Source organism: Thalassobaculum litoreum DSM 18839 (genome assembly GCF_900102465.1).
Lineage (GTDB): Bacteria > Pseudomonadota > Alphaproteobacteria > Thalassobaculales > Thalassobaculaceae > Thalassobaculum > Thalassobaculum litoreum.
In genome coordinates, this window is record NZ_FNBW01000010.1 from 144,854 (window position 1) to 157,452 (window position 12,599).

At 69.2% G+C, this 12,599-nt stretch carries 11 protein-coding genes; 8 read left to right on the forward strand and 3 right to left on the reverse strand.

Annotated features, from left to right (window positions below):
• Positions 1 to 453 precede the first annotated feature (453 nt).
• The 5 genes from BLS34_RS16795 to BLS34_RS16815 all read left to right on the forward strand — a co-directional run bounded on the left by BLS34_RS16795 (position 454) and on the right by BLS34_RS16815 (position 4,047).
• Positions 454 to 969 carry a pentapeptide repeat-containing protein gene (locus BLS34_RS16795; RefSeq protein WP_028796039.1) on the forward strand — a complete coding sequence of 172 codons (516 nt, stop codon included), beginning with the start codon at positions 454 to 456 and terminating at the stop codon, positions 967 to 969.
• A gap of 124 nt (positions 970 to 1,093) precedes the next feature.
• Complete coding sequence (locus tag BLS34_RS16800; protein WP_093152039.1) at positions 1,094 to 1,933, forward strand: class I SAM-dependent methyltransferase; 840 nt, start codon at positions 1,094 to 1,096, stop codon at positions 1,931 to 1,933.
• Positions 1,915 to 2,199, forward strand: a complete 285-nt coding sequence (locus tag BLS34_RS16805) for a putative quinol monooxygenase (protein WP_028796040.1) — start codon at positions 1,915 to 1,917, stop codon at positions 2,197 to 2,199. The genes BLS34_RS16800 and BLS34_RS16805 overlap by 19 nt, the downstream gene beginning before the upstream one ends.
• Before the next feature lie 76 nt (positions 2,200 to 2,275).
• Positions 2,276 to 3,097, forward strand: coding sequence for an isocitrate lyase/PEP mutase family protein (locus BLS34_RS16810; protein WP_093152041.1), 822 nt, complete (start codon positions 2,276 to 2,278; stop codon positions 3,095 to 3,097).
• 140 nt (positions 3,098 to 3,237) lie between these two features.
• Positions 3,238 to 4,047, forward strand: coding sequence for an isocitrate lyase/PEP mutase family protein (locus tag BLS34_RS16815; protein WP_093152044.1), 810 nt, complete (start codon positions 3,238 to 3,240; stop codon positions 4,045 to 4,047).
• Between the two features lie 6 nt (positions 4,048 to 4,053).
• Here the strand turns inward: BLS34_RS16815 and BLS34_RS16820 are convergent, their stop codons facing one another.
• The 3 genes from BLS34_RS16820 to BLS34_RS16830 all read right to left on the reverse strand — a co-directional run bounded on the left by BLS34_RS16820 (position 4,054) and on the right by BLS34_RS16830 (position 9,492).
• Complete coding sequence (locus BLS34_RS16820) at positions 4,054 to 4,773, reverse strand: transporter substrate-binding domain-containing protein (RefSeq protein ID WP_093152046.1); 720 nt, start codon at positions 4,771 to 4,773, stop codon at positions 4,054 to 4,056.
• A gap of 67 nt (positions 4,774 to 4,840) precedes the next feature.
• Positions 4,841 to 6,694, reverse strand: a complete 1,854-nt coding sequence (locus BLS34_RS16825) for a methyl-accepting chemotaxis protein (protein WP_093152049.1) — start codon at positions 6,692 to 6,694, stop codon at positions 4,841 to 4,843.
• 371 nt (positions 6,695 to 7,065) lie between these two features.
• On the reverse strand, positions 7,066 to 9,492 hold the full coding sequence (locus BLS34_RS16830) for a S8 family serine peptidase (protein WP_093152051.1): 2,427 nt from the start codon (positions 9,490 to 9,492) through the stop codon (positions 7,066 to 7,068).
• A gap of 235 nt (positions 9,493 to 9,727) precedes the next feature.
• On the opposite strand from BLS34_RS16830, the gene BLS34_RS16835 reads away from it, so the two are divergent.
• From BLS34_RS16835 to BLS34_RS16845, 3 genes are read left to right on the forward strand one after another with little or no spacing between them, the layout of a single operon-like run.
• Positions 9,728 to 10,504, forward strand: coding sequence for a chorismate mutase (locus tag BLS34_RS16835; protein WP_175474260.1), 777 nt, complete (start codon positions 9,728 to 9,730; stop codon positions 10,502 to 10,504).
• Between the two features lie 28 nt (positions 10,505 to 10,532).
• Complete coding sequence (gene hisC, locus BLS34_RS16840; RefSeq protein WP_093152057.1) at positions 10,533 to 11,630, forward strand: histidinol-phosphate transaminase; 1,098 nt, start codon at positions 10,533 to 10,535, stop codon at positions 11,628 to 11,630.
• Positions 11,627 to 12,571 carry a prephenate/arogenate dehydrogenase family protein gene (locus BLS34_RS16845; protein WP_093152059.1) on the forward strand — a complete coding sequence of 315 codons (945 nt, stop codon included), beginning with the start codon at positions 11,627 to 11,629 and terminating at the stop codon, positions 12,569 to 12,571. The genes hisC and BLS34_RS16845 overlap by 4 nt, the downstream gene beginning before the upstream one ends.
• Positions 12,572 to 12,599: the final 28 nt, after the last annotated feature.

Here is a 12,599-nt window from a genome sequence, read left to right on the forward strand (position 1 = left end):
TCCGTTGACGCTCCCGTGCGGTGCGTGCGGCCCCCTTCGGGAGGCGCCGCCCGGGGTCTCCGCCCCGCGACGCCGATCTCTCCGGGCCAAGGGGAGGATCGGATGCGCACCCAAGGCGAGCGACCGTCCCAACGGACCGGACCGGTGGCGGGAGGGACTGTCGGCCCCGTGCCGGCGGAGTCCGTGCCAAGACAATCGCTCATGGCACAGCCGACGCCCTTCGCCCCCGCGCGACTTTCGCGCCTCCTGCTCGAACTGGTCTCCTCAGCTGTCTGGTCTCCCGGGCGATCTGGCGGACAGCGGCCTGTTGGCGCATGACCCTTTGCTGATCCGATCCCCGTGATAGTCTTCCGCCCCGACGCACCCAGGTACAGAAACCGACGGGCGCCGGGGCCCGCTTTCGCAAACCCTATCAAGTGCGCTGGCCCCGTCGCCCCGCGAACAGAGGCCCCCATGCCGCGTCTTTCCCGTCACCTCCTCCCAGTTCTTCTCGCCCTGCTCGCCGGGATCGCGTTCGGCGCGGCACCGGCCCAGGCCGCCTGCTCCGATCCACCGGCACCGGGCGTCGACTGGCGGCGCTGCAGCTTCGACCGGGTGGATCTGGAGAAGATCGACCTCAGCGGCGGGCGGCTGGACGATTCCAGCTTCAACCGCGCCAAGCTTGCGGGCTCCATCTTCAACGGCGTCCAGGGCGGCCGCGCCCGATTTCTGGGGGCCGATCTGCAAGGGGCGAGCTTCGAGGGGGCCCGGCTCAAGTTCGCCGATTTCAGCCAGGCCAATCTCCAGAACACCACCTTCGCCGGGGCCGACCTCGCCGACGCCCGCATGGTCTCGGCCAATCTGCGCGGCGCCGACCTGACGGGCGCGCGAGTGCGCGACGTGGATTTCTACCGGGCCGACCTGTCCGGCGCGACCTGGATCGACGGCGAGCGGGTCTGCGCCGAGGGCTCCATCACCTTCTGCCGCTAGCCGCCTCCATATCTTTGTTGATCGTCACCCCGGGCAGCCCCGGGATGACCGTCCGGGACTATGGGAAAGGCCCCCTTTCCCGCGGGCGATGCCATTCCCCCCGGAAATGCACTAGGCTCCCGGCATGTTCAACGACGCCGTCGATCTGCGCGACTTCTACGACTCGCCCCTCGGCCATCTGGCGCGGCGGATGATCCGGCGTCAGGTGCGCGGGCTGTGGTCCGATCTGCGCGGCCAGTCGCTGCTCGGCCTCGGCTTCGCCACGCCCTATCTGCGGCCCTTTCGCGGCGAGGCGGAGCGGGTGCTCTCCTTCATGCCGGCGCAGCAGGGCGTGCTGCACTGGCCGCCGGAGGGGCCGAACCTCTCCGCCCTGGTGGACGAGGGCGAGCTCCCGCTGGAAGACGCCTCGGTCGACCGCATCATCGTGGTGCATGCGCTGGAGGGGACCGAGCAGCGCGCGGCGATGATGAGCGAGCTGTGGCGGGTGCTGGCGGCGAACGGGCGGATCCTGTTCGTCGTGCCGAATCGCCGGGGCCTGTGGGCGCGCTTCGACCACACGCCGTTCGGACACGGCCAGCCCTACACGGTCGGCCAGCTCTCCCGGATGCTGCGCGACAGCCGCTTCACCCCGACCCGCACGGTCAACTCGGTCTATACGCCGCCCTATGTCAGCGGCCTGCTGATTCGATCCGCCCCGGCAATAGAGCGGATCGGCGACCGCTGGTTCAACACCTTCGCCGGTGTCGTCATGATCGAGGCGCAGAAGCAGGTCTATGCCATCCGCCGCGATCGCAAGCGTGTGCTGGCCCGGGCCCGCGACCTGATCGCGTCGCCCCGGCCGACCCCCGCGCCGGCGCCGCGCAGCCTGTATCTGGAGACCGCCTGCCCGACTACCTTTACCGACCGCCTACCAAAAACCCACCAAACTCCCGGAGGAGATCCCGCATGTACGTTGTCGCCGTGAATCTTGTCGTCGATGCCAAAGACGCCGACGCCTTCGCCGACCGCCTGAAGCAGCACGCCAAGAACAGCCTCACCCAGTCCGGCTGCCTCGGCTTCTCGGTCAGCGCCGACCACGACGCGCCGGGCTCCTTCCACCTGTGGGAGGTCTACAAGGACGCGGCCGCCTTCGAGGAGCACAAGAACGCCGATTTCATGGCCGATTTCCGCGATTTCTCCGGTCCGCTGGTGAAGAACCGGGTGCTGGCCACAGGCGACCAGATCGCGTAGGCCGCGCAAAAGTTCTTGTTATGTTCTCGTCCTGGATCTAGAGTGGCGCCGGTCGCAAACGCGGAGGGCGCCAACCGTGGTCCAGGCAGCAACGACATTCCGGGCCCTGCATGAAGGGCCCGGCGCCTTCATCATCCCCAATCCCTGGGATATCGGGACGGCCCGCATCCTTGCCGCCCAGGGCTTCAAGGCCCTGGCGACGACCAGCGCCGGCATGGCGTTCGCGCTCGGCATCCGGGAAGGACGTGCCACGCCGGAACAGGTGCTGCAGCATTGCCACACCCTCGTCGCCGCGACCGACCTGCCGGTCTCGGCCGATCTGGAGAAGGGCTTCGGCGACAGCCCCGAGAGTGTCGGGGAGACGATTCGCGCCGCCGCCGCCACCGGCCTCGCCGGCGGATCGATCGAGGACCACACGGGCGATCCCGACCACCCGATCTACGAGTTCAGTCTTGCGGTCGAGCGGATCGCGGCGGCGGTCGAGGCGGCCCGCGCCGTGCCGGGCGATTTCATGCTGACCGCGCGGTGCGAGAACCTGCTGTGGGGCCGGGACGATCTGGACGACACGATCCGCCGCCTCCAGGCCTTCGAGGCCGCCGGGGCCGACGTGCTCTACGCCCCCGGCCTGTACGACCTGGACACGGTCCGGACCGTCTGCTCGGCCGTCACGAAGCCGGTCAACGTCGTCATGGGCATGCCGGGCGCCACCTTCAGCGCCGCCGATCTGGCGGCGGCCGGGGTGAGGCGGATCAGCGTCGGCTCGGCGCTCGCCCGTCTCGCCTACGGGGCGTTCATCGATGCCGCCCGCGAGATGAGCGGCGACGGGACCTTCCGGTTCGCCCACAAGGCGATGGGCTTCGCCGAGATCGAGGGGCACTTCGCCGACCGCGACCCGTAACGGGACGAGGCTCCTCCAAGACCGAGCCTTAGCTGTACGGAGGCTTGTCCCATAGGGCAAGCGCCCGCTTGGTTCCTGCGCCCCCGCGGCGGAGACCTTACCTGCACGCATGACCATCCGACCTCAAAGAGGGCTCCGCCATGTCGTCCGCGTCCGACTTCAAACGCCTGCATGAGGGCTCCGGCCCGCTCGTCATCCCCAATCCCTGGGATATCGGCTCCGCCCGCATCCTCGCCTCCCTGGGGTTCAGGGCACTGGCGACCTCCAGCGCCGGCATGGCCTTCGCCTATGGCCTGGGCGACGGCAAGGTCGCACCCGATCAGGTGCTCACCCATTGCCGCCAGATCGTCGGCGCGACCGGCCTGCCGGTCTCGGCCGACCTGGAAAACGGCTTCGCCGACAGCCCCGAAGGGGTGGCGGAGACCATCCACACCTTCGCCGGCACCGGCCTCGCCGGCGGCTCGATCGAGGATTCCACCGGCAGGCCCGAGACGCCGATCTACGATTTCGATCATGCCGTCGAGCGGGTCGCCGCGGCGGCGGAGATGGCGGGCAAGGTCGCCGGCGGCTTCGTGCTCACGGCGCGGGCGGAGAACTTCCTCAACGGCCGGCCCGATCTGGACGACACGATCCGCCGGCTCCAGGCCTTCGAGGCAGCTGGCGCCGACGTGCTGTTCGCCCCCGGCCTGCCCGATCTCGACGCCATCCGCACGGTCTGCGCCGAGGTGACGAAACCGGTCAGCGTGATGATGGGCATTCCCGGCCGCACCTTCTCGGTGGACGAGCTGGCGGCCGCCGGCGTGAAGCGGATCAGCACCGGCCCGGCCCTCGCCCGCGCCGCCTATACCGCCCTGATCGCGGCCGCCGAGGAGATCAACGACAGCGGCACCTTCGATTTCGCCGTGAAGGCGCTGGGCTCAAGCAAGATCGTGGAGCGGTTCGGCGGGTAGCGGGCCTCAGTCCCCGGCAACGCTCAGCTTCTCCTGCACCCCGAACGTCTCCAGCAGGCCGGCGATGGTGCCGTCGGCCTTCGCGGTCTTGAGATACGCCGCGATGGCCGCCTGCAGGGCCGCGTTCTTCGGCTTGGTGCCGACCGCCTGGCGCACGGCGGTGTAGCGGCCGTCGAGGATGCGCTGACCGCCGAGATCGGCCGCGTTCTCCTTCAGCGCCGGGCGCAGGCCGGCCAGCGCGTCGAGCTTTTCCGTCACATAGAGATCCAGCGCCCCCTGCAGCCCCTTGGCGCGGACCAGTTCGGCCTTCTGGAGCGTGCGCGACAAATACAGGTCATAAGCCGAACGGTCGGACACCGCGATCCGCACGCCGGCCGCGTCCACGTCGGCGATGGTCTTCAGCGGCGAGGCCTCGGGGACCATGTAGGTCGCCTCGATCTCCACATAGGCATCGACGAAGGCGATGGTCTTCGCCCGCTCCGGCTCCTCGGCGATCAGGGCGATGTCCCAGGCGTCGTCGGCCAGGGCGTCGGCCACCTCGCCCGGCGAGGCGAAGGGTACCAGCTCGACCGTGAGGCCCAGGTGGTCGGCGATCCGCCCGGCCAGGCTCGGCGCCACGCCCTCCGGGTCGCCGTCGGCCGCCGTGCCCGTCACCAGCAGGATGTTGCCGAGGTTGATGCCGGCGCGCAGCACGCCGGGGCGGGACAGGTCGGTGTCGATAGTCATGGCAGGCTCCGGACAGCGAAGGGAGCGCCATCCTAGGGGCCCGGCGCGGCCTTGCCCATGGCCGCCGTCACGCTGCGGCCCCCGCCCCAGTGCCCGCCTCGGTGCTCGCCCCTGTGCCCGCCTCGGTGCCCGCCCCGGCATCGGCCAGGATTTGGCGCAGATGCACCCGCATGTCGGTGAGCGCTTCGGTGATTCGGTTGGAGGAGGCGGACATGGTCCCGCTCATGGAGCCGGTCTTCTCCGCCGCGCTTGCCACCCCTTCGTTGACGCCGGCGACCCGGTGGGCGCGGTCGGCCACGTCCTCCACGGTCCCGGTGATGGTTTCGGTCTTCTCGCTCAGGCTCTCGATGCCGTCCGCGACCTCGCCCATGCCGCAGTCGACCGTGCGCAGGCGCTCCTGAATGGCGCCGGTCGCCTCGGACACCCGATCGATGCTGGCGCGGAAGCCGCCGACCTGCCGGCTGATCCGCAAGGTCGCGTCGGCGGTCTGGCCGGCCAGGATCCGCACCTCGCCGGCGACCACCGCGAAGCCGGCACCCGCCTGGCCGGCCCGGGCCGCCTCGATGGTGGCGTTCAGGGCCAGCAAATTGGTCTGCTCGGCAATCTCCTGGATCACCCCGACGACACTGCCGATCTGCCCGGCGGTGGCGGTCAGGTCGGCCACCGCGTCGGCCACCGTATCGGCCTCGGCGGCGACCTCGCTGGTGAGCGTCCGCTGGCCGCGCACGTCCCGGGCGATGCGCTGGGCGGTGTCGCTCAGGTTGCGGACCACCGCGCGCACGTCCTGGATGAAGACCGCGCTCTCCTCCGCCAGGGCGTGGGATTCGGTCGAGCGCGACAGGGTATCGCTCGCCAGCGCGTTCAGCTCGGCGGAGATCGCCACCAGCTGTTCGACGCTGTCGGTCACCACCGACACCCGCGCGCCCATCCCGGTCTCGATCTCCGAGCTCAGGGTGGAGAGCTGGTCGGCGAGCTGGCGCTCCCGCGCCGCGCGTTCGGCCTCGCGCTGCACCCGCATCGCGTCGATCTCGTCCAGGGCGGCCTTGAAGCTCTGGATCCCGCCGGCCAGCGACCCGATCTCGTCGACCCTGTCGGTATCGCTGATCTCGGCCTCCTCGCCATCGGCGATGGCCCGCAGCGCGGCGGACAGCCGGGACAGCGCCCGGGTCACCATGTGGCGCATCACCGCCCAGACCGCGACATTGGCGACCAGCACGCAGCCCAGGCTCACGGCCGCGATCAGCACCAAAGCCTGGGTCAGCGTCCGCTCGACCTGGGCCTCGGCCTCGTGGATATGGTCGATCTGGCCGAGGATGGCGTTGCGCGTGGTCTCCGCCGCCAGCGCCTCGTCGACGATCGCGCTCCTCAGCTCGGCGACCTTGCGCTTCAGGGCGTCCGGACTCGCCGCCGCCCCGGTCAGCTCCTCCGCCTTGGCCGCCACCGTCACCGGATCGGCGCCGGCCAGCACGACCTCCTCGACGGTGTCGGTGAAGGCGTCGTTCTCGAACAGGCCATAGGCGATGCCGACGCCGCCCTCGGTCTCCTTGACCACGATGCCGCCGGCCCGCTGCACGTCACGGCGCTCGCCGCGCCTGGTGAAGCGCTCGACGATCCGGTCGCGGCCCTCGTAGCGCCGGGTCTCCGTCGGATAGGTCTCCGAGGCCCAGCTCAGCAGGATCGGCAGCGCGTCGGTCTGAAGCTGGTCCGGCACGGCGGCCAGCTTCTTCTGCAGTCCGAAGACCTCGGCGCGCAGCTCGGCGTTCATGTCCCGCAGCAGCCCAGCGCGTGCCTCCTGCTCGGCCATGAGCGTGTTCACAACGGTGATATAGACCCCGGCCAGGGCGCCGAGGACGAGGCACAGGGTCAGGGCCAGGGCGGCGGTCAGCTTGACGTTCAGATGGGAGCGGATGAACGCGAGCATGCGGCAGCCTCATTCTGGCCTGGGACGGAGGCGCTCAGACCCCGCCGGGACAGGGCGGGCCGAAACGTCGGGGGGCCAAGCTATCCACGCCGCATGACAGTGCGATTGCGCTTCTGTTTCGTCATTATGAGTATGTTTTTGTTCATATTGATTATATTTTGTCTTTAATCCTTGCGTCTCCTTCTTCGGGGTCAAATGAACAGCTTTATGAACGCGCGCATCTAGAGCCAAATCCGATCATCAAATCCGACCATATTGAATCATTTCATGGTTCAATATGGTCGGTGAATTTGTCTCTAAAACAATGAGATAGAGCGGATTCACGCACGCTGACGCGATCACGAAGTGATCCCGTCACCGCACGATCAGCTCTAGCCGAACAGCGGATCCGACTGGAACAACCTGCCCTCGCCGAAGCCGACGGTGAGGTAGTGCAGCATCGGGTCGATCCCGGCGCCGGCCACGTCCGGATTGGCCGCCAGATAGGCCTCGCCGTCGAACTGGGCCCCGGCGTCCCGACCTTCGAGGTGCCCGTACAGGTGATAGTGCAGCAGCGGATTCATCCCCGCCGCCGCCACGTCCGCATTGACCGCCAGATAGTCGCCGCTGTCGAACAGCGCGTTCGGCGCCCGGTCCTCGAACCCGCCAAATTGCAGGTAATGGAGATAGGCGTTGCCGCTGTCGAAGCCGGCGGCGACGACGTCGTCGTTGGTGGCGAGGTAGAAATCAGCGTCGAAGCCGATCTCACTGACCGAGACCGGGGCGGTGGACAGCCGGTTGCCGTCGTCGAACGCTAGGATCTCGGTGTTGCGCAGGATGTCGCGGCCGTCCGCCCCGTCGACCACGGTCTCGCTGTCGGAAACCCCGATGGCGTAGGAGGAGGACAGGCCGGAGAAGCGGGCCGTGTCGAGGCCGCTCCCGCCGTCGAGGATGTCGTCCCCCGCCCCGCCGGTCAGGCTGTCGCTGCCTCGGCCGGCGACCAGGACGTTGGCCAGGGCGGAGCCGGCCAGCAGGTCGTCGCCGTCGCCGGTGTACAGGTTCTCGATCTCGGTGCCGTCGGCGACACGGAAGGCCGCGCCGTAGATCGCGCCGACGGTGCCGTCCAGATGGATCGCGACGGGACCGCTGACGGCGGCGGCGTTGATGGTGTCGGTGCCGCCGTCGCTGTCGACCAGGACGCTGCGGCCCGCATCGGCGGTCGCCAGTGTGGCGTACTGGTCGGTGTAGACATACCGGTCGTCGGCGGTGGTCGCATCGCCGTAGAGCGTCAGGCTCCAGCTCTCCAGCGTGCCGACCGTTCCGGTCTCGGTGTCGGTCACCCTCAGGGTCCAATCGCCGGCGGCGCTCTCCCCGTAATGCTGACTCGACATCAGGGTCGTCACATTGGCGCCGAAGAAGGTGAGATCCGGCAGTTCGTCGAGCAGACCGTCCTGCCGCGCCAGGATCTCATAGGCCTCGAAATCCGGGTTGTAGATCAGGTAGCTCGTGGTGCCGTGCGGCGAGGTCAGCTCGATCCGGAGCTGGCCCAGATCGCCATGGGGGATATCCACGTCGACCGTGGCGAACTCCACGTCCATCGCCGCATCGACCGTCAGCGACTGCGATACGCCGGCGGCGTCGCCGTCCGGCACCGCGACCGCCGTGGTCGAGGTCACGGTGACGACCGCCTGGTTGGTCACCGTGTTCGGCGTGGCGTCCCAGGTCTCCGCGAGGCGGGTGGCAGCACGGGCATCGACCTGGCCGAACCCGTAGTCGTGGCTGGCCGTCAGGCCGCCGCCGTTCCAGTCGGTGGCACCGTTCTCAACCGTGGTCCAGGGATAGGACAGGGCGAGGGAGATCCCCGCCTCGTAGGCCGCGCGGACCGGCTCATCCAGTTCGGCAAGCGCCGCTTCGCTGCCGACCGTATCGGCCAGGATCTCCGCCCGGGTCAGCGGGTCGGCGCCGGTATCGTAGGCCGAGTAGGCCAGGATCTCCTGAACGTCGCGCATCCCCAGCGTCGGGTTGGCCTGAAGCACCAGAGCGGCCACGCCGGAGACGATCGGCGCGGAGAAGGAGGTGCCGTCGGTGAGGTCGTAGCCGTCGTCCTCGCCGCTGACCCCGAGCACGCCGGCACCAGGTGCCGCGACCAGGACATTGGCCCCGGGCGACGAGAAGGTCGCGATCTGACCGTCTGCATCGGTGGCGGCGACGGTGATCTGGTAGGGCGAGTTCTGTTCCGGCCCGTGGGTCGACAGCGTCCCCTGGATCCGGGAATTGCCCGACGCGAAGACGTGCACCGTACCCAGGCCGGCGCGCCCCGTGGTGGCGGTGTCGGCGATCGCGTCGAGGCTGCCCGGTTCCTCGTAGAAGATCTCGTTGCCGTAGCTGTTGTTGGTCACATCGGCGTCGCTGGCCAGGTGGAAGGCCGGTGCGGCGTTCACCAGCTCGCCGTCCGCATCCGAGATCCGGATCCCGGTGAAGGTCGCGCCATAGGCGACGCCGACAAGGCCGGTACCGTTGGCCGCGGCCGCCGAGAACCCCGACACCTGCGTGCCGTGGGAATAGGCGTCCGCGATCGGCGTGGCGTCGCCCTCGCCGGTCACGATGTTGTGGTCGTTCTCCGCATCGTAGGTGCCGGACAGGTCGGGGTGGGTATAGCGCACCCCGTCGTCGATCACGGCGATCCGGATGCCCTCGCCGGTATAGTCCGGCCAGGCGCCCAGCACCCGGATATCCTGGCCGACGGTGCCGCCGGACTGCCCGGTATTGTGCAGGTACCACTGGTCGCCGAATAGGGGGTCGGACGGAATGACCGTCATGGTTCGCGCCTCCTCCAGAGCGTTTGAACCGGGATTCTCCCGTTAGGTACACAATCCGCGAATTTTGCCGCGAACCTTGGCCGAGCCGTGGAAACCCGATCAAGCGAAAGTTCGCCCGGCCGGCCCGATGCCGCGCTTTCGACACCGGCACCGGTCCGTGGCGGCTTGCCTTAATCCGCCTGCTCCGATAGGTCTTGCCGGTTTCCTTGTGACCGACCTCTCCAGGAAGTACCGCATGGCGGATGTCGCGCCCTCGCTGGCCCAGCTTCGGGCCGAGATCGACCGCATCGACGACGCGCTGCTCGGGCTGCTCGAAAGCCGGGTCGCGATCGGTCGGCGCGTGGCCGCGGCCAAGGGCGACGCGTCGGGTCCCTATCTGCGTCCGGGCCGCGAGGCGGCGATCCTGCGCCGGCTCTGCTCCGCCGCCAGCGCCGACCTGCCGACCGCGACCCTGGAGCGCATCTGGCGCGAGATCCTCGGCGCCAACCTGGCGCGCCAGGTCGATCCGCTGACCGTCGTCTACGCGCCGCAGGGGGCGGAGGCCTGCCTCGACCTCGCGCGCGACCGCGGCGGCGCGGCGACGCGGCTCGAGACGGTGGAGAGCGCCGAGGCGGCGATCGCCGCGGCGGTCGACGGACGCGCGACCCTGGCCGTGCTGCCGGACGTGGCGGATTCCCGCTGGCGCTGGTGGCCGCAGCTCGTTTCGGCATCGCAACAGGATACCTCCACCCAGAAGCCGTGCGTCATCGCGCGGCTTCCGCTTTTCGGGGAGGGCGGCGTGCCCGCCTATGGCGTGGCTCCGCAGGGTCCCGACCCGTCGGGCGACGACGTGACGCTCTATGCCGTGCGCGGCACCGCCGAGAGCGCGCTGGACACAGCGGAGATCGAAGGGGCCCATTGGTCGCTGATCGCCGCCGACGGCTATCTGGAGGCCGGGCATATTCCGGCCGGCGCGGCGCTGATCGGCGCCTACGCCCGGCCCGAGACCTCCCGCTCGAAGACGAGCACCTGACCCCATTCTTCCGTCCGAGGACTGTCCGATGCCCAGCGTGGCCCCTAAATCGTCGATTTCCGATCTCGCCGCCTACAAGCCGACCAGCTATCCCAAGAGCCTGCAGCGGATCATCCGCCTGAACCTGAACGAAGGGGCGCTCGGCCCGTCGCCGAAGGCGATGGAGGCCCTGGCCGGCATCGCGTCGAAGATCCACACTTATCCCGCCGTCGCCGCCTCCGGCCTGGCCGAGGCGATCGGCGAGCGGCACGGGATCGACCCGTCGCGCATCATCCTGGGCTGCGGCTCCGACGAGCTGATCCAGGTGCTGACCCAGGCCTATCTTGAGCCGGGCGACGAGGTGATCCACACCCAGTACGGCTTCCTGCTGTTCCCGATGGCGACCAAGATCGCCGGCGGCGTGCCGGTCTCGGCGCCGGATGACGGGTTCACCGCCAGCGTCGACGCGATCCTGGCGCGGGTGACCGAGCGCACCAAGATCGTCTTCCTGGCCAACCCGAACAACCCGACCGGCACCCACGTGCCGACCGAGGAGGTGCGCCGCCTGCGCGCCGAGCTGCCGTCGCGGGTGCTGCTGGTGCTCGACGCGGCCTATGCCGAATACGTCCAGCGCAACGACTACACCGCCGGCATCGAGCTGGTGGAGGAGACCGACAACACGGTCATGCTGCGCACCTTCTCCAAGATGTACGGCATGGCCGGCCTGCGCCTGGGCTGGGCCTATTGCCCGGCCGACATCGCCGCCACCCTGTACGCGGTGAAGCCGCCCTACGGCGTCAACACCCCGGCCCTGGTCGCCGGCATCGCGGCGGTGAAGGATCTGGAGTTCCAGGAAAAGTCGGTGGCCCATAACGGCGCCTGGCTGCCCTGGCTGCAGGACGAGTTCCGCAAGCTGGGCCTGGAGCCGTACCCGTCGGTCACCAACTTCTTCATCACCCGCTTCCCGACCGAGGCCGGCAGAACCGCCGCCGAGGCGCGCGAGTTCCTGGCCAAGCGCGGCATCATGGTGCGCAGCATGTCCGACTACGGCGAGCACGACTTCATCCGGGTCTCGATCGGCCAGGAGGACGAGAACCGCGCCCTGGTCCAGGGTCTGGCCGACTTCTTCAACGGGGTGCCCGCGTGACCGCATCCCCGGACAACGGCGCCGCCAAGGGAGAGCCGATCTTCGGGACCCTAGCGGTCGTCGGGATCGGCAATCTCGGCTCCTCCGTCGCCCGTGCCGTACGCAAGTACGGCGCGGTCGACCGGGTGGTCGTCGCCGACCTGTCGGCCGAGGCGCTGGCCCGGGCGAAGGAACTGAAGCTGGCCGATGCCTATTTCGAGGCACCGTCCAAGGCAGTGGCGGAGGCGGACATCGTCGTTCTCTGCACGCCTCTCGGCGCCTTCGGGGCGATCGCCAAGGCCATGGCCCCGCACCTGAAGCCGGGGGCGATCGTGACCGATGTGGGGTCGGTGAAGGGGGCGGTGGTCGCCGCCGCCGGTCCGCACATGCCGGACACCGTCGCCTTCGTGCCCGGCCATCCGATCGCCGGCACCGAGAAATCGGGCCCCGACGCCGGATCGTCAGACCTGTTCGTCGGCCGTTACTGGATCCTGACCCCGGACGAGACCACCGACCGGGCGGCCGTCGCCCGGGTGACCGAGCTGTGGACCCGATGCGGCGCCATCGTTGAGGAGATGAAAGCCGAGTATCACGACAAGGTGCTGGCCGTGACCTCGCACCTGCCGCATCTGATCGCCTACACCATCGTCGGCACCGCCTTCGACCTGGAAGGCCAGGAGCAGCAGGACGTGATCCGCTTCTCCGCCGGCGGCTTCCGCGACTTCACCCGCATCGCCGGCTCCAGCCCGATCATGTGGCGCGACATCTTCCTAAACAACCGCGAGGCGGTGCTGGAGATGCTGCAGCGGTTCAGCGAGGACCTGAGCTACCTGCAACGGGCCATCCGCTGGGGCGAGGGCGACAAGCTGCAGGACCTGTTCACCCGCACCCGCGAGGTGCGCCGCGGGGTGATCGAGGCCAAGCAGGACAAGCCGTTCCCCGAAGGCGGCAACGGCAAGTAGGGCGCCGCGCGCCCTACCCTCACCCCGT